Here is a 21428-nt window from a genome sequence, read left to right on the forward strand (position 1 = left end):
AAGGACAACGTGGCAATCAATGTATTCTTAATATCTATAGTCGAACAGAAAAACCTACTTTACACTAGAATATGCCTTCGATTCCATAATATAATGATGTTCACATATTCGCAATGATTCCTGTGATTAGAATCACAATTACATTTTCGTCCTCTTATTATACTGAGTAAGAAAGAACGAATTTAACAATTCACACATATGAAAGAGGGAAAGCGACATGCTTACATCTAAGACTATAGACATTATTAAATCAACTGTTCCCGTATTAGAGGTTCATGGACAAGCCATTACAACAACCTTTTATGAAATGTTGTTTAAAAACCATCCCGATTTACTAAATATTTTTAACCATGTAAATCAACGTCAAGGCAAACAACCTCAAGCACTTGCAAACGCAGTGTATGCTGCTGCTCTTCATATTGATAATCTAGAAGCCATATTACCTGTTGTGAAGCAAATTAGCGAGAAACACCGTGCGCTAAATATTCAACCCGAACATTATCCTATTGTGGGAGAAACATTACTTGCAGCAATGAAGCAAGTACTTGGTGACGCAGCAACACCTGAAATTTTAAATGCTTGGGCTGAGGCTTACGGCATTATAGCTGATGCTTTTATTGGTGTAGAGGCAGATATGTATGATGCAGTCGAAAACATCTCAGGTGGCTGGCTTGGATTCCATAAATTTGTCGTAGATTTAAAGGTTAAGGAAAGTGATGTCATCACATCCTTCTATCTTAAACCGCAAGATGGTAAAGCCATAGCGACTTATCTACCCGGTCAATACATTACAGTACGTGTAAAACCTGATGGAGAAGAGTACACACATATTCGTCATTACAGCTTGTCAACCGCAGCAGGCGCTCCGAGCTATCGGATTACGGTGAAGAAAGAAGCTGCTGCAACAGATAAACCAGCCGGCATTGTATCAACATATTTGCATGATTCCTTGAATGAAGGAGACATTATTGAAGTCAGTGCACCTGCTGGAACATTTACTCTCGACCAAAGTCAAGACATCCCTGTAGTGCTTCTAAGTGGTGGTGTCGGTATAACTCCAATGGTGAGCATGCTTGAAACAATCCTTAAAGAACAGCCTAATCGTTACGTGACGTTCATCCATGCTGCTATTCATGGCGGAGTTCATGCTCTGAAAGAGCATGTAGAACAATTGGATGCAACTCATTCTCACATGAAATCTTATTTATGTTACGAACTACCACGTGAGAATGACATTAGCCATAAAACAGGTTATATCGATTTGGCATGGCTACAGCAAATTGTATCTCCTGAAGCCGACTTTTATTTCTGTGGTCCGGAAGCTTTTATGCGTGCTGTAAATCATGCTTTGCAAGAACTAGGCGTGCCTGCTGAACGAATTCACTACGAATTTTTTGGTCCAGCCTCTAGCCTCGAAGCTTAGTCACTTATGATCACTACTCTTATACGGTTCTGATCCTCAAAGAACACAGCGTAACGATCCGGTCCACCTGCAAAAGGGTATCTGTCCGTATAAAGGATAGATACCCCTTTTTACTTCAACATCGATGCCATAAGATCAACTTGTTACAAAATCTCTCCTCTGTCTGCATACACACTAAGTATGTCTCTCCATATTTTCAACATGATGCAACAATTTAATGCACCCTGAGCAGCCGATTTATGGTCTCACGCCTGACACCAATCAGTTGTCCAATCTCCTCTTGCGTTAGCAGATCCGTAACTTGGACACCATGCGAATAATCATTTAGCCATTCGGAGAGCAATTCCAAACGCTCTGCGGGTGTTCCAATTGTGAGATGATCCAATCTTTGTTGCATAAATCTTACTTTCTCCTGAAGGAGAAGTGCAATTTCCAGTGGTTTCTTTGGATCCTCTCGAAGCTCACGATACCAATCATTCACTGGAATTTTCTCAACTTCGCTACGCATCAAAGCAATAGCCGTACCATGAGCCTCTTTTGGAGTAATGAGTGAATGATGTGGGACGGTCTCGCCGGCATATAAGATATTAAATAAAACCATATTTCCATTCACATGTAGTCTTGTCACTTTAAACAATCCGCTTTTGATGTGATATAAATATTCTCCACTATCTCCTTGCTTGAATAAAGTCTCTCCCTTGTGCAAGATCATACGTTAATCTCCTTTATATTGAGCTACTTCCCATTATGTTTCCTTGACCTCCAAATTAAGTCGTTATCTGGGTATAAGTCTTACCTAGTTCGTAAACCTAAATAGCAAAAAACATCATCAATTGTTGTTAACGGTAGCGGGTACCAGGAGAGAGTGAAATGATTATTTCCCCTGTACAATTAACTTTTCTAATTCCATTGGAGTATGACAAATAAAGTTAGGCGCTGCTTCTTTAAGCAGTTCAGGGGAGTCCCATCCCCAAGTTACAGCAACTACAGTGACATTGATCTTTTTGCAGGCTTCTACATCTCGTATTTCATCTCCAATGTATAGCATTTCGTCTAGATTAATTCCATGCTTTCTCCCCATACTTGATATGGCTCATTAAACAATTGAATCGCTAAAGATTTAGATTGCACCATTGTACCGTCAAAATCAAAAACCAAAAATGGTTTCATTCATTTCACCCTTCTATTTTCTTTTTTTTTCACTTCTGCGATTCAGATCATTCCATCTCAGATAATTTGGACAAATTCCCCTTTTCTGAGTCAAGCGTTTTTTCAATTGTACAAAAAAATTATGACGGCGAATTATAAATAGAAGACTCTTTGATACCCATGTTTAATTTAGAATTCACGCACATACATACGATTTTTCAATTGACAACAAATCAATCCTCAAGATATAATTTCGCTAAACGATTGTAGAACGAAAGAGGTAGGCATACATGGTCCGCAACATGCGAAAAGAGCAAGCAGCAGAAACTCGTGAGAACCTTCTAGAAGCAGCGAAAAGTCTATTTGCAGAAAAAGGGTACCATGGCACTCCCGTACGGGCAATAAATCGTAAAATTAACAAGGGGGACGGCATACTTTACCATTACTTTCCTGGTGGGAAACGTGAGATTCTGACTGTACTGCTAAAGGAAAATTTTGAGTACCGCAGGAGTGAAATCAGACGCACGCTTCAGACTATTGAAGCCATGAATCTCCGGCGAGCTTTGTTGACCATCAGCACAAGGATGCATGAATTATTTATGGATGATGTCGAACTGATGAAGATTTTGTTTCGAGAAAATCATGTGCTTGATCTTGATGAGACTACACAGCTCTCCAATCTCATCCAAGAACAGGTTCTTCTGTTCGCAGATTTTTTACGGAAAAGTCATGCTAAAGGTGAAATTAAAGAAATGAATTTTATCTTAGCTGCTCGGCAATTTCTGACGATGATTATGCAAAGTACAATTGGCCCGGTCATTGGCATTAATATTATTGAAGATGTGAATATTGATACTTACCATGAACAAATGGTCGATTTCACATGTGATTTATGGAAAAATCCTTGAGCAGTATAATATGTTTAAGGATTTTATTTTCGAGTTATATTCAACAAACGTTCAATCAATTAAATTAAAGGAGTGACATACTTGTCTATCTTAAAACATAAGCTATTTATTGTTTTACCTATCCTTGTACTCGCGATTATATTTGTGTTCAGCCTTACCATGATACCTTCCATTAACCCTACGCCTAAGAATCTACCTATCGCTATCGTTAACGAGGATAAGGGAATTGATGTACCACAACAAGGAAAAATGAATATGGGAGATTTAATCGCAAAGAACATTCAGACCATGTCATCCTTTAAATCAGGTACAGACTCCTCTGTTAAATGGATTTCCGTTGAAAGTAATGCTAAGGTTCAAGAAGGTCTGAACCGACAGGACTACTATGCTGCGCTAGTAATTCCCTCAGACTTTAGTACAAAACAAGCCTCCCTTCGTACGGCTAATCCTGTCTCACCGAACATTCAATTGTATGTCAATCAAGGGATGAATGCCCTCGCCTCTAATATGGCTGCCCAAATTTTGAATCAAGTGATTGAAAGTGTAAATAATAAAATACGTACAGATCTGTTAACTGCTATCGATCAAAAAGGTGGAACATTAACTACTAAACAGGCTGCAGCTATAGCTTCACCTATCGTGAAGCAGGTCACAAATGTGAATGCCATTGGTACGCATAGTGCTAGCGGTAACGCGCCAGTGTCACTGTTCCAACCGCTTTGGATGGGTAGCATTGTTGGTGGGATCGTATTCCTATTCATCAAGCGAAAATTTGTTTTGATGACTCGCAAAGAAAAATTACAAGCTAATCTGCTGCAATTTATTTGGGGCGTAGTTCTGTCCCTAGTTGCCGGTTATTCATTCACATGGTTCGCTGATCTTTGGGGTCTAAATATTCAACATTTTAATGATACGGCCTTGTTCTTATCTATAAGTTACCTTTCGTTCTTCCTGATGATCTCTGCCGTTCTTTCATGGATTGGTCTAGCTGGTATGGCTATATTCATGTTGTTCTTATTCTTTGGCACACCTTTATTAACCACAGCGCCCGAGCTCTTATCCACATTTTATCAAGATTGGATCTTAACTTGGTTACCTATGAACTTTATGGTGAAAGGGTTGCGTGAAATCTTCTTCTTTGGGCATGGTCTAAGTTTGAATCATGCTACCATCGTTCTAATTTGGATTGGTGTTGTTAGCTTTATTGTTTTAATGGCTTCATCATTCAAACGCAACGCAAAATCCGAATTACTTGTTGAAATGCATTCCTTAGATTCATAATGTATAGGACACTCCTTGGAGTGTCCTATGTTTCTATATAATTTCCAGTATTCTTTTCATGAATATAGAAATAATCTGCTTATTCCCTTACAGAAAGCGGAATTTCTTTGACTCCTCGTACGATCATACCCGGTCTCCACTCCAAGTCATTCCTATCCACATCTAGCTTCATCAGCGGAAAGTGCTTCAAAAGACTACGAATTGCGATCTCTCCTTCAAGTCGGGCGAGCGGAGCACCTAGACACATGTGAATTCCTTTTCCAAATGCTAGATGCGGACTCTTTTCTTTGGTGATATCGAATTCATTCGGGTGGTCGAACTCCATTGAATCGCGATTTGTAGAGCTAAGTGCAACAATGATCATCTCGCCTTTCTTGAACCTCGTTCCCCTAAAGTCAAAGTCCTCCCTAGCCCAGCGTGATGTACTAAATTCCACTGGACCGTTATATCGAAGTGATTCTTCAATCGCCGAATGAATAAGTTCAGGTTGATTCCGAAGTAGCTCAAGCTGCTCAGGATGTTCGAGTAGTGCAAGGACCGTATTTCCTATCAGATTCACCGTTGTTTCATGACCTGCAATAATAAGCAGGGTTACCACCCCGTACAGTTCTCCCTCTGTTAATGTATCCCCATCTTCTTCGGATACAATCAACTGGCTGATCAAATCTGATCCGGGAGTATCCCGCAATTTCTCAAACATAAATTTTAAATAGTGGATAAAATCTTTCATATGTTGCTGCATATCGTTAGCATATTCCCCATTCCTACCTTCAATTAAGGAGGTGGACCAGAGACGGAATTTATCTCGATCTTCAGCAGGCACACCTAGTATTTCGCAAATCACTATAATAGGAAGTGGAAAAGCGAACTCATCGATCAGATGAATATGCTCGCGTCCTTTAAGTTCTTTCAGAAGTTCATCCGTAATTTCTTGAATACGCCCTCTCATTTCCTCTACAAGTCTTGGCGTGAACGATTTCTGAACCAGTCCCCTTAACCTTTTGTGATCTGGCGGGTCGGAGAAGAGCATATTCTGCGTAAAGACGCTCTGGTGCTCGGAAATACCAGCTATCATCGATCTATCTTTAATTAACCTAGCTTCCTTGAATGCTTTAACGGCATCTTCATATCTAGTTACCATCCATCCTGATTGACCATCTGGGAACACACAGCGATACATGGGATTCGTCTCTCTTAAACCCGCATAAGTAGGAAAAGGATTCGTAGTAAATTCTTTCGTGAATAGAGAACTACCCTTAGATTCATGTGGATTTGAACTCATGAGCCATTCTCCTTTCAAATTTTAACTAGATTTATACCAAAATATAGCATAATTAAGTTTGCAATAACAAATAACCCCGCACCAAATGCACAGGGTTAAGATCATTTAAAAGTGAACACTAGTGTTTAGTATTATTTCAATACAGATAACCTAACAAATCTAGGTCTGCCTCAGACCAATGTTTATTTCCTACTTCTTTTATCATAAGTTCTTCCATAACTTCTTGACCTATGCCCCTTGTCCTTTGAAGTTCCGTATCTATTTTCATCCAAGTACATGTATTCCTTGAGGGCTTGTATCCATTTCTCAAATAAACTTCCTTGCAGTCTGCAAATAAAAGTACAAAGTCAATGTTACGTCCCAAGCAGAATTTATCTACTTCCCGTAATAACGATGATCCTATTCCCCGAGATCGTATACTTTGGGATACACATAAATCAACGATGCCTACAACGGTCACAGGTTCCCCATCTAGATTCATAATTCTGTAGTCTAGACCTAGATGTCCTATGAGGTAATCCTCTTCATTGAACGCAAGTATTCTCAAATGCGGCAGCTGTTTAAAATAATTTCTAGTCTTCGGATACACATCAGGAAAACTGAAATTCAATAATTCTTGAATTTCCGCTGATAATGCAGGGGTCAGATCATATTCCATCACGTTTTCTATTCTCAATCTAACTCTCCTACCTAAAGTTCCTTTTGCACGAACTCTCTATATTTGGTAAATCCAGCTTTCTGGTAAAATGTATTGGCCAGTATGTGATAAAAGTTTAGTCATACTCCCTCCCTCAAGTTACTTATTATTCTCATCCGTTAACGGACTTGATGTCATCTGTACTAGATCCCATAGATTACCGTAAAGATCTTTGAACACCGCTACTATACCGTAAGGCTGTTCCTTAGGTTCTCTTACAAATTCTATTCCTTTTGAGACCATCTCATGGTAATCCCTCCAGAAATCATCCGTGTTCAAAAATAGAAATACTCTACCCCCAGATTGATTGCCTATAAAAGATTGTTGTTCAGGTTTGGAAGCTCGAGCTAGTAATATGGACGTTCCAACGGAACCCGGCGGAGCTACAACTACCCAACGCTTGTCTTGCTCAGGTTGATACGTATCCTCGATGAGTGTGAAATTTAGTTTTTTAGTATAGAATTCAATGGCCTCGTCGTATTCTTTCACGACAAGAGCAATATGCAGAAGAGATTGAACCATATGTAATTCTCCTTTTCGTTAGTTTATAGTCAACTAGCTGTTCATACTCATAAAGATCTAGCTACACGGAGTCCTAGAACCTCTATATAACAAATGGACGGCTATGGCGGCGCCATGTTCCTCCGAACCCTCTGACATCTTCAAAACTTCACACCCTTCTTTATACAACTTTATGCATTAATTTACAATTAAAATCCTTAAATTCCCTTTAAATACTAAAAAAACCCAATTAAATAGTACATATTTATCCATATACACGCATAAAATTTTGTGATATTTTGAGATTGTAAGATAAATTATGGAAAAGGAAGTGTATTTATGAAGAAGAACCGTTTCGTAGCACTCATGCTTCTCTGTCTTGCATTGTTTATCGTAATTCCCCTCTCAGCATCAGCGGCAAGTACTGCACAGATTACAGGGCAAGGCCAGCTTACCGTTACAGCAAATTTCACTGGTTCTTCTTACGCAGAGCTCTACATCACTAATCAAAATGGCCAAGAAGTATATGACAAAATCTTCACTTCTGGCACTATTAATGCTACAATTCCTAACCTTCCTTATGGTACTTACAAAATCATCATTGGTGGACAAGCTATCTCTGTTTCAAATTTCCACTACAACTTCTAAATTATATCAATACGTAGAGCATACACTTAAAGCCTCGATGTCGAGGCTTTTTTTATTTTGCACATGACAAGAAGTTATAGCTCTCTGCTAGAATTAATTGATCTCTATACGTCATAAATTTTGCTGCATAGTCGTAACTGTGTAGCACAGATGCATGCATTAACTCAACCGCCTTGTCCATGGTCATCCAGTGTATAGATAGTCCTAATGCTTGTTCCTGTTCGGTAAATCTAGGTTCATTACAGACACCCACAGTCTGTGCTATGTAACAATAAGAACGCTGCATAAAACAAGTCATACTCTTATGTTCCTCAATGTATCCTAATTCGTGTACAATATTTGCTTTATATCCTAGTTCTTCTTCGATCTCCCGTAAAAATGCTGCTTTAGGATGTTCCCCCTCTTCCATCCCTCCACCGGGCAACTTGTATAGTTGTTATGTTGTCATATGAAGTAGAGCAAGGTTAGACTTGTCATCCATCACTACTCCTCTAGATCCATACCTAGAAACTTCCTTTACAAGAGCATTCTCTCCTTCAACCAGAATATCGACATCAGTTATTTGCTTGATTAATTTCATTTTGGCTTGAGCTCCCCTACTAGTTAAATGTAACTAAGGAAATTTATCATTTTCGGTAAGACATCAACATTTTTATTGTGAAATTATAGCATATAGCGACAAAAAATGAGCTGCTTCCCTAATCGGAAACAGCTCAAAGTTACGCTTTATTTCATAGTTACTTATCCATTCGACAACGTATTTAATTAAATTAGACTGCGCTTAGCTACCAAGATATCTAGCGGTTTCAAAGACCCTATCCTTCTCAGATCAACCTCTGCATTCACAGCCGTCCAAGCTTCCCCAAGTGCTGGAATGATCTGATGCTTCTCCGTAAAGTTCTGAACAAATACATATTCTACGTATTCATTCGATCGTGTAGAGATAAATACCCCTTCTGGCATCTGAGCTTGCACAGGAGGATGAATGGAGAGTTGCTCTAGCAGATCTTGATACAAGTCCTGATAGAATTTCGGTTCGAATTGACTACCAATATAATACGTCTGGCCTTTCTTATAACGATGACGAGTCAGTACAGGACGGTCTGCATAGAAATTATCGGTATATACCATTAAGATCTCGGCGCCGTGAAGATGCATCTGGTCACACAGCTTAGTGCAGGTGTACTGCCCAGCAAGATGCCGACCTTCCAGTTGGAGCGTAATTTCACCACAATTGTGCTCATGTTCATATAATCCATCGATTTCTTCACTAATGACCCCTGCAATGTCGGTAAGTCCGTGAGGCGCATCCCCTAAAAATACGAGATCGTTCTCATTGACTATCCCGCTCCAGTAGGTCATAACTAGGGTGCCGCCCTTTTCTACAAAGCTTCTTAATTTAAGCTCGAATCCAGCGCGTTGCATATACAGCATGGGAGCAATAACAAGTTCGTATCCTTCTAATTCACATTCCATATCGACAAAATCAACCGTCACACCTTGCTGTAGGAAAGCTTGATAATGCAATTGAACTTCTTCCTTATAGCCCATCCCCTTATTCCGGGGTCCCTCAGAGTCTTCAATTGCCCATTTGTTCTCCCAATCGTAGACGATGGCAACTTGTGCTACTTGATCGGTATTCGCTACTTCAGATAGCTCATGTAAGAGGGTTCCAAGTTCAGCAACTTCACGGAATACGCGGGTATTCGGGCTACCATTATGGGATACAACGGCACCATGGAACTTCTCACTGGCCCCGCGGCTTTTACGCCATTGAAAATATTGAACGGAGTTAGAACCATGGGCTACAGCCTGCATAGAAGAAAGGATGTGCATGCCTGGCTTTTTCAGCTTGGAGACGCTCTGCCAGTTCGTACTACTTGGTGAACTTTCCATGAGTAAAAATGGCTGACGTTTAATCGACCGCATCATATCGTGGAACATCGCGGTATCTATAGCAATCTCGCCATTGTCCTCCTTATGCCATGTGGGGTAGTTGTCCCAAGACACGATATCTATTGTTTGCTTGAATTTGAAATAATTAAGTCCCTCAAAGTAATACATGAAATTAGTTGTCACTGGGATTGTAGGCTGGCTTGTCTTGACTGCTGCAATTTCATGTTGCATGAAATTCAGCGTCTGATCTGTTACGAACCGCTTCCAATCCAGGTTCAGTCCATGCGTGCCTTGCTCGCCATGTGGAGCCGGTGATTCAATCTGTGACCAGTCCGTATATCGATGACTCCAGAACGTGGTCCACCACTGTGCATTCAGTTGATCTAGTGTCTCATACTTCTGCTGAAGCCATGTACGGAACGCGTCTTGACATAGGTCACAGTGGCAATCTCCCCCATATTCATTGGAGATATGCCACAATTGAACAGCTGGATGATTCGCATATCGTGCAGAGAGCTGCTGATTTATTTGTGCTATTTTCTCTCGATAGATCGGAGAAGTATAACAGTGATTATGTCTAGCTCCGTATAAGTTGCGCTGACGATTTGGCCCTACTCTGAGCACTTCGGGATAGGACTGCGCAAGCCATACAGGACGAGCGCCGGATGGGGTAGCTAAGAAAATAGAGATCCCATTTTCATGTAACTTATTTATCACTTGGTCCATCCAGTCCCACTCGTACTTCCCTTCCTCTGGTTCTAACAAGCTCCATGAGAAAATGCCGATGGACATGACATTGCAGTTCGCCTGCTTCATAAGCAGTATATCTTGATCCAGTATTGTAGGGTCATGAAGCCACTGTTCAGGATTATAGTCCGCTCCGTGTAACAGATGATTGCTGAACCAGTCCATCTTATCCACATTCTTCATATCCATCACTTCCATATATCAAAGTCTTATGCCCTATTTCACAGAGCCAAGCATCCCTTGTACGAATTGCTTTTGTAGCAAGAAGAAAATTACAACTGAAGGTAATGTAGTTACAACAATAGCCACCATAATGATGCCGTAATCCGGATTGTACGATGAGGCCAAAGACGAGACAACTAACGGGAGCGTTTTTTTATCTTGAGTCTGTAAGGCGATTAGCGGCCACAAGAAGCTATTCCAATAATTCATGAACGTAATAATCGCTGCCGCAGCATACGTAGGCTTCATCGTGGGCACATATATCAGGGTGAATAATCGCCATTCATTTAAGCCATCCACCCGGCCTGCTTGAAGAAGTTCTCTTGGGAAGGACTTCGTGTTTTGCAAGAAAAAGAAGATCATAAATGCCGTAGTAATCGATGGAAGTACAACTGCCGTAGGCGTATTCAGAAGTCCCATGTTGCTGAACATACGGAACAGCGGAATCATAACCGCAGCGAAAGGCATCATCATGGAGAGCATGAGCAAGCCAAACAGACGACTTTTTGCTTTGGAATGATAAATTTCAAAACCATACCCCGCCATGGAGCTTAGGAATAGCGTGATTATCGTTCCCACTACCGCAATAATAGTAGAATTATAGAAAGCTGCACCTAGATGGGTCATGCCCTGTAATTTATGAATATTGTCCATGAGCATGGAGCCAAATCCAAATTTCCCTTTCAAAATATCTGAGGACGTATTCGTCATCCCCATCAGCATCCATAAGAACGGAAATAAGGAGATGATGGAGGCTAAGATTAGAAAGGTATGCACCATAATTGGGGTAATTTTCTTCATCGTTTCTCCCCTCCAATCTTCAGCTGGAACAAGGCAAGTACAGCAACCATAATCACGATCGCATAGGACACCGTAGCGGCATAACCAAAGTTCGGCGTATAGACAAAGGATAGATTATAAATATATTGCGAAATCGTCATCGTTGCATTGCCGGGTCCGCCCTTAGTAATGTTCACGACCTCATCGAACAACTGTAACGTCCCGTTCGTCGAGATAATGGCGGTGAACAATATAATCGGTTTGAGCATCGGGATCGTAATGCCAAAGAACTGGCGGAACTTGGACGCTCCGTCCATGGATGCCGCTTCATAGATGCTTGGATCGATATTTTGCATGGCCGAGAGATAAAAGATCATATTGTAACCTGTCCAGCGCCATGTGATCGCTGCAATAATGACAACACGCGCCCAAGTGGGGTCCATTAGCCAGGCTACGGGCTCTGCAATCAGATGAATAGAGACCAGCATTTTATTCAAGATGCCATCTACCGCAAAGATGCTTTTGAACAATACGGCATACGACACGAGTGATGTCACACAAGGCAGAAAGATTGCTGTTCGATAAAATCCTTTGAATCGCAGCTTAGGATTATTCAGCAACTGGGCAATGACTAATCCAATGAGAAGCATGATGGGCACTTGGACAACTAGATATAATACCGTGTTGAATACCGCCTGCTTAAATATTGGATCGGACAATAATCGAATATAATTGTCGATACCTACATAGTGGTAGACGCTACCTTTACCCGATTGGAAGGATAACAGTAGTGACTGGACCATCGGATAGAAGCTAAATAATAAGATTAATGCTGAAGGAATGGCAACGAATTGCCATCCGTTCAGCGAGATTTTGTTCCTTTTGCGGTCCATAGTTTACACCTGCTAACTTTGTATTTATTTCACTTGTTGTTCGAAGAGTGACTGGATGTTAGTCAAGCTTTGCGTAAGGTCCGCACCTTGCAAGATGTTAGGAAGTTCGTTCTTTAGGGCGTCTTTGGCTTCTTGGGTGTACATGCCTAGTGAGATCCCTGGAACTTTCTTAGACCAATCCGTGAAGTCACGGTAAATCGCTTGTCCACCGAAGAATTCCGGTTTTTCGCTATATGCAGCACTAGAGAAAGCTGGGATATAAGAGCCTACTCCACCATTTTCTTTTAAGAAGCGTTCATAGAATTCACTGCTTCCACCAATAGTTTTCGCAAGGAAATCGATAGCTGTATCTTTGTTGGCAGAGTTATTCAGTACGAACCAACTGGACCCACCTTCATTGGAAGCATTCACGCCGCCTTGAACATTCAGCTTAGGAATAGGGGCAACTTTCCATTTACCACTTTGATCTTTCGCATCCATAATGGAGGATACTTGCCATACGCCGGATACAACCGTAGCTACATCGCCTGCATTGAAGCTGCCTACGAATTCACTCCAACCTGTGACGGGCTTGGCAATGCCTGAATCGGCGATCGCTTTGTACACACGAAGTGTCTCCGTCATGGCTGGGTTATTCACGAAATTCCCTTTGTTCTCTGGCGTAATGTACCAAGAGCCTGCGGACTGCAAAAGAATGGAAGTTAGTGCTTCGTCATTCGGGTTAATCGTGGCCATGTATTTGCCCGTTTTTTCTTTCACTTTCTTGCCGATTGCAATATATTGGTCCCACGTGATATTCTCTAAATCTTTAGCTGAATAGCCAGCTTGCTCCAAGTAATCCGAACGATAGAACATTCCAGTCACCCCGATATCGAAAGGAACTCCATAGATTTTGTTATCTACACGAAGAGCATCAACTTTATAAGGAGAGAATTTGGTAAAATCGACTTTATCTGTGAAATCAGCAAATGTATTCGGATATGAGGCTACATATTTTTGAATATTAGGATCATTCACTAAGATAATATCCGGCAAGCCTTCTTTTACACCTGCCGCAAGATTGGTATTTAGTTTTTGCTCCAGATCGGCTTTAGCCATGTCCACGACTTCCAAGTCAAAGTCAGGATGTTCTTTTTGATATAATTCTTTGGCAATTTTTAGAGCAGCTCCGTTAAAGGAAGGGTCCCATGCCCAAGCGATTACTTTCTTTTTGGAAGCTCCTCCTTGATCTGTACTGTCAGCAGTTTTGGAATCAGAATTTGAGGAACCACATGCAGCCAGCATGGAAGCTGTCAGTGTCACTAGCAGTAATACGGATAGAAATTTCTTCAAGTTGTACAACCCCTTTATATTTTTGTAAACGCTTTATATCCTGCCTTCGTATTGTAGAAAATAATTAGGTGACATGTATAAGCTTAATTCGCTTTTAATTAGCAATAATTTTAGCAGTCCACTTTATGAAAGCGATTCACTAGTAATATTTTCAGATCTTAGTATTAATTATGGCTAGTCTTGGACGGATTCCTGGGATTAGTATATGATGAGAAAATACATTTACAGTGGGGTGTCTTCCATCATGAGTAAGATTTCCGCAACAAGTTATCGTGTGATGATTGTAGATGATGAGCCTATTCTAAGAACAGGTATCCTTCATCTATGTAATTGGGCTCAGCACAATATCGAGATTGTCGCCCAAGCCTCGAATGGGCAAGAAGCACTGGCATGCATAGATCAGGCCCAACCTCATGTCGTCATTACTGACATCGTAATGCCTGTCATGGATGGAGTTGAATTCACTAGAATCTTGAGACAGCAGTATCCTAACATCAAAGTTATTGTTCTAAGTAGCTATAGCGAATTCGATTACGTACGTGAAGTATTTAAATATGGTGTGAACGATTATCTTCTAAAACCAAAAGTAGCTGCTCCTGAATTGATTTCCTTAATTCAATCCCTTTGTAGCGAGATTATACCCAGTCCAATAGATACGAAATCCAAAAAGCCGGATATCGCGCTTGTACTTGCGGAGGTCCTGCAAAATAGTTGTGAAGATACGAATGATGCATGGCAAAACTTACAATCCATTTTTAGAAAAAAACATTTTCGTATACTGCAAGCAAGTACCTCGCTTCTTTTAACTAGGACCGACTGGACTCAGGCTCAAGTGGAGCAGCAATGCATTGGACTGACTCGGCAACATCTACATGTATATCAACCCGTCTGCATGTTTCTGAAAAATGAATGTGTCGTGCTTCTCCATTACGATGGTGACGAAAAAGAACATGTACCATCCGCTATATTAGAATTCACTCGCGAAGCTATGAAATCGCTTACTTATGTTAAGTTTATCGTATCACGTGAATTTAACCACATGGAACAGATTCCCAAGGAGCATCAGCTATGTACTTCGTATTTGGGCAAGCTCATTTATTTTCCCAATCGATATGAAGTTCAAGCCTGTGAGATTCACTCAGAGAGCACTAAAGTCCATTTTGATCAGGCTGCATTTACTTCCCTGCTCCGCTCTTGGTCTATTGATGAAGCTCAGGCCGAGTTACAGTCATTGTTCTCACTTATTCGTTCCACCCAAGCTTATGACGAATACAGCTTGAAAAGACTTGCTCAAAACATCATCTACTCTGCCATGAGCACACTAGAGGAGATGAAGCAGCCTCTGTCCGACCTGACAGCTTCCAAATTACAGTTATTCAAGCAAATCGATCTCGCTTTTGACTGGGATGAGCTGCATAGCATATTTATTCTTTTCCTAGATGACTTGAAGCGTGTCATTCGTAAGACGGACCCGCAAACTATGATTGTGCATAGAATCTATGAATATGTGAATCAGAATTATGCTAATGAAATCTCTTTATCTGAGCTTGCTGAACAGTTTCATCTGAATTATAGCTATCTATCTTCTTACTTCAAACAACGAACGAATGAAAATATTACTACCTATATTAATCGCGTGCGCACGGATAAAGCGAAAGAACTTTTACGCAGCTATGAAGCTTCCATCTCTCAGATTAGTCAGATGACCGGTTATTCTGACCATAATTACTTCTCAAAAGTGTTCAAAAAGATGACGGGTATGACGCCTGTAGAATATCGCAATCAAAACGCCAAAGACAGGTGAAGCAGGAGTGTTACGCAAAAATAGCATGTTTGTTAAAATTCTAATGTTGATGTTCTCGGGGATTGTTCTTATATCAGTCCTACTTATGTTAACTTCTTCCTCTATCTCAGAGCGAATATTGCTTGATCAAGTGACACGCAGCTCCTCTGCCAATATGAATCTCGTTAAGGACGATCTGCTGAGCTATAACGATCAAGTGGTCAATACGATGCTTCAAGTGAATCGAAGTTCAGAGTTCAAGAATTATATTACGAAGCCAGCGACGACGCCTATTGAACAAATCAACCTAGTCATCGCGCTCGGTCGCTACATCGATCTGTATAAGGATTACTTAAGTCCGGAGAATTCCCATATTATTGTGTCAGGCATCCCTAGTGAGGGAGGGCGTCACTATTCGAGCAACTCATTGAAATGGGACAAAATTCCTCAGGATTTCATAACGAAGTTCATGAATGTAGAGGGTAAAATCCAGAACCGAATTCAGTACTATAGCAGTTTGGATCTGTTCTCAGAATCGGTCCCTTATGATAATTACTTGTTCGCCGTGAAGCCCTTGATGGATACGACAAGTGACCGCATGTATGGATATGTCGCCGTGATTATGGATGAACAAAATATATATCGCAAATACAAGCCTTACATTTCAAAAGGCATTCATATTTCTCTTATTTCATCCAACGGTATTGTGCTATCAAGCAACAATAAGGATCTCATCAGCAGCAAAAATCCGGCTCTGCTCGCGAGAGCCACGAAGACCTCTTTGAACCATGAGGGGGTCTGGTCTGATAAGAATACTAAGCAGACTTATATCTCTAATTTTTTGCCTGAATATAATGCGTATCTCATCGAGGAGATCGATCAATTGACGGCTTTTTCCTCGCTATATAAAATTTCCTACGAGATCCTTAAGGTAGTCCTTCTTATATTGCTAGTAAGTATGGTCATCGTCTATTCATTCAGCCGGCGGATCACCCGTCCTTTGAATCGGTTAGTCAAGACTATGAGAGACTCCAAAGGCGACAACTTGAAGCATCAACCTTTGCAAGAAAATGGGAGCTATGAGACATATGTATTAACGAAAGCCTATAATCGGTTCATCGATAAAATTGATCAGTACACAGATAAGCTTGTCTATGAGCAGCAAGAGCGGCGTAAAGCAGACTTAAATGCGCTGCAGATGCAGATTAATCCACACTTTCTTTATAACACTTTAAGTTCCATTAAATATCTAGCCAAAATGAATCGCATCGATCAAGTCGATGAGACCATTAACAGTCTTATTTCGATGCTTCAAAGCACTTTAGGTTCCACGGAAGATCGCGTCACCATGGATCAGGAGATGACAACGCTCAAACATTATGTCTATATTAAGCAAATCCGTTACGGGAACCAGATTGGGGTTCATTATGAGATTGAGCCTAGATGCATGCACGCACTTGTACCCAAGTTAATCCTTCAACCCTTTGTAGAGAATGCCTTCTTTCATGCCTTCCCGGGATATCCAAGCGGTAATATCCATATATTCGTTCGTAGACAGGAAGATACACTCATTATGGAGGTCATCGATGACGGAATCGGGATGTCATCTATTGCAGATCAGGTCAATGAAGATCGACAACAGCATTTATCGGGAATTGGTATCAACAATGTGGACAGCCGTATTCAGTTGTTGTTCGGCTCCTCGTATGGTGTACGCATTGAAAGCGAACCGGGCTTCGGCACGGCTATTCGCATTACCCTACCTTTTATGGAAGAGCCAGAATCCAATCTAGCAGATGTGTGATTCTTTCATAATTGTGAACATAAATTAGAAGCCGGGGTACTCTGAATAGAGAGACCTTCGGCTTTTCGTCATGTGTATATCTCTGTTAATGGGATTCAACTTTTTCTTTGAAATTTTCCAATGTTAAATCTGCTGGAATCAGAATGCGATGTAGCGCAAATCTCCCTTGTGACTTAGAAGCGGATCCCGGTTCTGCAATAACGGCAAATGCATAGCCCGCTTTCCGCACGGCAAGCTTAGAACGTTGATCATAGAAGCCATAGGGATAAGCCAGAACACTAGCAACGTGACCTAAATGCTGCAAAATTTGATCTTTAGATGGCCCTAATTCTCGCTGCTGCCCCAGCTCATTTAGCTTGGTTAGATTGAAGTGCGTTACCGTATGCGACTGGGTATCGATTACACCCGAATCCTCCATTGTTTGTAATTGCTCCCAACTTAGACGATCGGGTGTGCCGATGCTGCCCGTGACCACAAATATCGTTGCTCGCATCCCTGTTTTAAGAAGTATGGGATACGCAGCCGTATAATTATCTTCATATCCATCGTCGAAAGTAATAAGGACTGGCTTGGAAGGCAAAGATTGTCTTCTGTCCCAGCATGCCTGTAGATCTTTGAATTGAATGGAATGGTACCCGGCACTTTTCAAGTAGTTCATCTCTTCTTCAAAATGATCCGGCGTCATCTGGAGAAGATCCGACGTATCCTTACCAATGCGGTGATATAACAAAATCGGGACTGAACAAGTAGGCGTCCCTTTTGCTAAATGAATTCTATCCTCAGGGTGTCCTTCTTGAAATTCCAAAGGTTGTCCACCCGCCCAGCTAAAGAAGCAAAGCCATGCTAGTATAAGTGTATTCATCTTCATCCCTCACAGCACTTAGAATCATTATATTATGTGCTGGAGCTAGGTGTTCCATGTACTCTAAGTCATAGAGGGGCTTCGGGTCAAAACAAAATAGGGTATGTGTTGAAATATTTAAATCTTTATAATTTCAACACATATACTTCTTCTTCATCTTGTATTTCCCTTGTACTTACAAATCCCAGGGACTCATATACATGTTTGCCTTTTGTATTATCAGGATCTGTAGATAAATAAATCTCTTTACAGCCAAATCGATTTCTCATGTACTCAACAATCAGAAATAATGCCTGTTTACCGTAACCCTGTCCCTGAAATTTTCTATCAATCATAAATCTGCGAAGTTCATATGAATGCCCATCTCCCGGAATTCCAAACATTGCAAAACCAATCAACTCACAATCATGCTCAATCGCTTTTACTATCATATGTGATTCGAAAAATGACTCCACCATCGAATAGGCATTAGAAGCAACATATTCCTCATCAACCGTATGTAGGTTGTCTTTATTTGTAGTCAATAAAATAACTTTCTCCCAATTGTCCTTCGTTATTTCAATAAGTTTCATTTGAATCTCTCCCCAATTTAATTTCAGCAACTAATGCTCCTAAAAAATCTTCCTTAGCATGAATTTAAGCTCGGTTTATGTGCATTCTACTTAACGCACTCTTCAAAACAATGAGATCAACCTTTCAATATTTCTATCAAAATTTTGCTGAATATTGGCTTTATTCGGTGCAATTCCATTATTCATTAGTTGTAAATGTCCCAGGAGATAGGTCAAAAATAATTGCTCATTTTGCTCAATCATGGATTTATCTTCGGTGATAGGTGTGAGGATCTGGACCAGAATCGTATGCAGCTTCTCCACTTGCTGTGCAACATCTTCTGTATGACTAAATTCAGTCAATGCACCAACCATATGTGGAAAGCGTAGCTCTGATTGTGAATAGCTGATCACACAACCTGCAAATCTGCGAAGAGCTTCCTTTCCAGAATAAGCTAATAATTCATGGTAGATTAATTCAATTAAGCCTTGCAAATAGAGTGCCACAATGCCACTTTTAAGATTTTCCAGGTTAGGAGCATATCGATAAAGGGATTGGGGCTGAACAGATAAAGAACGAGCTAAACCGTTATAAGTCAGTTGATTAAATCCTTGCTCGCTGCTAATCTTCAAGCCTTGTTTAAGCACAATTTCTCTGGATAGACTAGTTCTTTTATTCATAGGTTCAGTCCTTTTCATTTTTCTTTATTACTTGTAAAACTCATATCATGAGTCTATAATTCATTTCATGAGTTAGCAGTACGTACAAGTATCTAATTTAATCATAACTTGGTGAGGAGCAGTGAACATGAGTTATTTACAAGTTAAGGGCGCTAATTTGTTCTACAAAAAGGTAGGAAAAGGGCCAGTCTTCATTTTCATTCCTGGAGCAAACGGTACTGGAGATATTTTCGCAGGTACCGCAAGATATTTGCAAGATCAGTATACCGTGGTAACCTTTGATCGTCGTGGCTACGGACACAGCGAATTGACCGAACCACTGCCCGAAGAAGCAGCTAGTCCGCTGAGTTCGTATCGTGTGAAGACGGACGCTGATGACGTAGCCGCCTTAGCCAAGCACCTTAGTGATGAACCTGTATATATTTTAGGTAGCAGTTCCGGAGCTATTGTCGCTATGGAGACCTTACAAGATCATCCGGATGTCGTTAGAAAAATTGCTTTTCACGAACCTCCAATTAATACTTTTTTGTCAGACTCCTCTAAGTGGATAGCTAATAATAATCAAATTATTGAAATAGCTCAAACTGAAGGCATGCCTGCTGCAATGAGACTTTTTGGTAAAACTCTAAATATTGCACCGATTGATGCCCAAATGATGGCTAAACCCGCAGTAACAATTGAAAATGGAGATCATCCTGTCATTAAAGGAATGCTATTCTGGTTCAAATTTGAAATTCGTCAATACACGGGGCGGCATATCGCTCTAGAGGCGCTTGCAGAACAAAAAGACAAAATTATTTTATTCAATGGTACCGATTCGGTGGGCTCATTCCCTCAAGAAGTAGTCAAGGACTTGTCCGCCAAACTGGATGTTCCCATCCATCTTATTGCCGGAGGTCACTTGGGTTATGCACAAAAACCACAGGAATTCGCGCAAGTCTTAACAACATGCTTTACAGAAAGTAGGTAAACTGTATGCAATATTCTAAAATGGATCTCCATGCACATTACCTCTCTCCTGGGTATAAAAAGTTTCTAAAGGAAAAATTTAATGATATGGGCGACGGAGTTAAGACCCCCGCCTACTCGATTGAGACAACCCTAGAAATCATGAATAAAACAAAGATTGACTATACCGGATTGTCTATCTCATCCCCCCATATTAACACAGGGGAACAAATAAGCACGATTGAGCTAGCCGCCGAGGTCAATGACTATGCAGCAGAACAACAGCAAAAATATCCAAATCAAATCGGTTTTTTTGCTTCTTTACCCCTTCCTTATATAGATGCAAGTCTACGAACGATTAAGCACGCACTGAACGTACAAAAGGCAGCAGGATTTACTATGCCTACGAACTCGCGTGGAATTTATCTAGGTGATTCCAGATTAGATCCAATTATGGCATTATTAAATGAACATCAAGCTATTGTGGCCTTGCACCCTAATGAACCGGGGACCTATGACACTCATGTAGCCGGCCAGATTCCAGTTCCAATTATTGAATTTTTCTTTGATACAACGCGTACCGTTCTCAATATGTTACAAAACAAAGTGTTCCTTCGTTATCCTAATATCCGATTTATTATTCCTCATGCGGGCGCAGTTCTTCCTATTGTGGCAAGCCGAGTACAATTAGCACAAGCCCTGAATCCAAAGCTTACTGATGAACAAGTGGATATCCTGTCTGTCATGCGTTCGCAATATTTTGACGTGGCTGGCTTGGTTTTCCCACAACAACTTCCTGCTTTATTAGATTTAATTGACCCCAAGAAATTACTATATGCTTCAGATACGCCTTACACCCCTACCCCACATGTCATACATTTGGCGGAGCAGCTTGAACAAACGGGGGTATTGTCTGATGCTGAGAAACACAACATGTTCACAGCCAATGCGCAAAAATTGCTGAACCGCATCTAACAAAAAAGCCTATTCTCTCCGTAGTCATGGTCATATCTCTGTCAAGTAGAGAGAGGGATATGACC

The 21428-nt window shown here is 40.8% G+C and carries 22 protein-coding genes; 8 read left to right on the forward strand and 14 right to left on the reverse strand.

Annotated elements, in window-relative coordinates:
• Window positions 1–217 precede the first annotated feature (217 nt).
• Window positions 218–1423 (forward strand): NO-inducible flavohemoprotein, encoded by a 1206-nt coding sequence (hmpA, locus tag J2Z69_RS05445; RefSeq protein ID WP_209859855.1) that lies wholly within the window; start codon window positions 218–220, stop codon window positions 1421–1423.
• Window positions 1424–1637: 214 nt separating this feature from the next.
• Here the strand turns inward: hmpA and J2Z69_RS05450 are convergent, their stop codons facing one another.
• Window positions 1638–2135, reverse strand: coding sequence for a Crp/Fnr family transcriptional regulator (locus tag J2Z69_RS05450; protein WP_209859857.1), 498 nt, complete (start codon window positions 2133–2135; stop codon window positions 1638–1640).
• A gap of 162 nt (window positions 2136–2297) precedes the next feature.
• Window positions 2298–2504 (reverse strand): HAD hydrolase-like protein, encoded by a 207-nt coding sequence (locus J2Z69_RS05455; RefSeq protein WP_209859859.1) that lies wholly within the window; start codon window positions 2502–2504, stop codon window positions 2298–2300.
• Between the two features lie 370 nt (window positions 2505–2874).
• Here J2Z69_RS05455 and J2Z69_RS05460 point away from each other — a divergent pair, with 370 nt between their 5' ends.
• Together J2Z69_RS05460 and J2Z69_RS05465 are read left to right on the forward strand one after the other, a co-directional pair.
• Window positions 2875–3480 (forward strand): TetR/AcrR family transcriptional regulator, encoded by a 606-nt coding sequence (locus J2Z69_RS05460; protein WP_209859861.1) that lies wholly within the window; start codon window positions 2875–2877, stop codon window positions 3478–3480.
• Window positions 3481–3567: 87 nt separating this feature from the next.
• The gene (locus J2Z69_RS05465; RefSeq protein WP_209860527.1) at window positions 3568–4761 is read left to right on the forward strand and encodes a YhgE/Pip domain-containing protein; all 1194 of its coding nucleotides are present in this window, start codon (window positions 3568–3570) and stop codon (window positions 4759–4761) included.
• A gap of 79 nt (window positions 4762–4840) precedes the next feature.
• Here the strand turns inward: J2Z69_RS05465 and J2Z69_RS05470 are convergent, their stop codons facing one another.
• The 3 genes from J2Z69_RS05470 to J2Z69_RS05480 all read right to left on the reverse strand — a co-directional run bounded on the left by J2Z69_RS05470 (window position 4841) and on the right by J2Z69_RS05480 (window position 7262).
• Complete coding sequence (locus J2Z69_RS05470; RefSeq protein WP_209859862.1) at window positions 4841–6043, reverse strand: cytochrome P450 family protein; 1203 nt, start codon at window positions 6041–6043, stop codon at window positions 4841–4843.
• Between the two features lie 136 nt (window positions 6044–6179).
• Window positions 6180–6719, reverse strand: coding sequence for a GNAT family N-acetyltransferase (locus J2Z69_RS05475; protein WP_209859863.1), 540 nt, complete (start codon window positions 6717–6719; stop codon window positions 6180–6182).
• A 120-nt stretch (window positions 6720–6839) separates the two neighbouring features.
• Complete coding sequence (locus tag J2Z69_RS05480; RefSeq protein WP_209859865.1) at window positions 6840–7262, reverse strand: VOC family protein; 423 nt, start codon at window positions 7260–7262, stop codon at window positions 6840–6842.
• 318 nt (window positions 7263–7580) lie between these two features.
• Here J2Z69_RS05480 and J2Z69_RS05485 point away from each other — a divergent pair, with 318 nt between their 5' ends.
• On the forward strand, window positions 7581–7889 hold the full coding sequence (locus J2Z69_RS05485; protein WP_209859867.1) for a hypothetical protein: 309 nt from the start codon (window positions 7581–7583) through the stop codon (window positions 7887–7889).
• Between the two features lie 52 nt (window positions 7890–7941).
• On the opposite strand, the gene J2Z69_RS05490 is transcribed toward J2Z69_RS05485, so the two are convergent.
• The 6 genes from J2Z69_RS05490 to J2Z69_RS05510 all read right to left on the reverse strand — a co-directional run bounded on the left by J2Z69_RS05490 (window position 7942) and on the right by J2Z69_RS05510 (window position 13759).
• Entirely contained in the window at window positions 7942–8313 is a 372-nt protein-coding gene (locus J2Z69_RS05490; protein WP_245338955.1) for an NUDIX hydrolase, read from the reverse strand.
• 12 nt (window positions 8314–8325) lie between these two features.
• Window positions 8326–8469 (reverse strand): hypothetical protein, encoded by a 144-nt coding sequence (locus tag J2Z69_RS19120; protein WP_245338956.1) that lies wholly within the window; start codon window positions 8467–8469, stop codon window positions 8326–8328.
• Window positions 8470–8654: 185 nt separating this feature from the next.
• Window positions 8655–10715, reverse strand: coding sequence for a beta-galactosidase (locus J2Z69_RS05495; RefSeq protein ID WP_245338957.1), 2061 nt, complete (start codon window positions 10713–10715; stop codon window positions 8655–8657).
• Between the two features lie 33 nt (window positions 10716–10748).
• Window positions 10749–11555: a carbohydrate ABC transporter permease gene (locus tag J2Z69_RS05500; RefSeq protein ID WP_209859869.1), complete on the reverse strand. Its 807-nt coding sequence runs from the start codon at window positions 11553–11555 to the stop codon at window positions 10749–10751.
• Window positions 11552–12427 (reverse strand): carbohydrate ABC transporter permease, encoded by an 876-nt coding sequence (locus tag J2Z69_RS05505; protein ID WP_209859871.1) that lies wholly within the window; start codon window positions 12425–12427, stop codon window positions 11552–11554. Before J2Z69_RS05505 ends, J2Z69_RS05500 begins: the two co-directional genes overlap by 4 nt.
• A gap of 24 nt (window positions 12428–12451) precedes the next feature.
• Window positions 12452–13759 carry an ABC transporter substrate-binding protein gene (locus J2Z69_RS05510; RefSeq protein WP_209859872.1) on the reverse strand — a complete coding sequence of 436 codons (1308 nt, stop codon included), beginning with the start codon at window positions 13757–13759 and terminating at the stop codon, window positions 12452–12454.
• Between the two features lie 244 nt (window positions 13760–14003).
• On the opposite strand from J2Z69_RS05510, the gene J2Z69_RS05515 reads away from it, so the two are divergent.
• On the forward strand, window positions 14004–15563 hold the full coding sequence (locus J2Z69_RS05515) for a response regulator transcription factor (protein ID WP_209859874.1): 1560 nt from the start codon (window positions 14004–14006) through the stop codon (window positions 15561–15563).
• Between the two features lie 7 nt (window positions 15564–15570).
• Window positions 15571–17346 (forward strand): sensor histidine kinase, encoded by a 1776-nt coding sequence (locus tag J2Z69_RS19385; protein ID WP_209859876.1) that lies wholly within the window; start codon window positions 15571–15573, stop codon window positions 17344–17346.
• Between the two features lie 85 nt (window positions 17347–17431).
• Here J2Z69_RS19385 and J2Z69_RS05525 read toward each other — a convergent pair whose 3' ends face one another.
• The 3 genes from J2Z69_RS05525 to J2Z69_RS05535 form a co-directional block, all read right to left on the reverse strand.
• Window positions 17432–18208 carry a polysaccharide deacetylase family protein gene (locus J2Z69_RS05525; protein WP_209859878.1) on the reverse strand — a complete coding sequence of 259 codons (777 nt, stop codon included), beginning with the start codon at window positions 18206–18208 and terminating at the stop codon, window positions 17432–17434.
• A 125-nt stretch (window positions 18209–18333) separates the two neighbouring features.
• A complete protein-coding gene (locus J2Z69_RS05530) occupies window positions 18334–18780 on the reverse strand; it encodes a GNAT family N-acetyltransferase (protein ID WP_209859880.1) in 447 nt (148 codons plus the stop codon).
• A gap of 102 nt (window positions 18781–18882) precedes the next feature.
• Window positions 18883–19440: a TetR/AcrR family transcriptional regulator gene (locus J2Z69_RS05535; RefSeq protein ID WP_209859882.1), complete on the reverse strand. Its 558-nt coding sequence runs from the start codon at window positions 19438–19440 to the stop codon at window positions 18883–18885.
• Window positions 19441–19567: 127 nt separating this feature from the next.
• On the opposite strand from J2Z69_RS05535, the gene J2Z69_RS05540 reads away from it, so the two are divergent.
• Together J2Z69_RS05540 and J2Z69_RS05545 are read left to right on the forward strand one after the other, a co-directional pair.
• Complete coding sequence (locus tag J2Z69_RS05540; RefSeq protein ID WP_209859883.1) at window positions 19568–20410, forward strand: alpha/beta hydrolase; 843 nt, start codon at window positions 19568–19570, stop codon at window positions 20408–20410.
• 20 nt (window positions 20411–20430) lie between these two features.
• Window positions 20431–21363, forward strand: coding sequence for an amidohydrolase family protein (locus tag J2Z69_RS05545; protein WP_245339069.1), 933 nt, complete (start codon window positions 20431–20433; stop codon window positions 21361–21363).
• Window positions 21364–21428 lie beyond the last annotated feature (65 nt).

Source organism: Paenibacillus shirakamiensis (assembly GCF_017874255.1).
GTDB lineage: Bacteria > Bacillota > Bacilli > Paenibacillales > Paenibacillaceae > Fontibacillus > Fontibacillus shirakamiensis.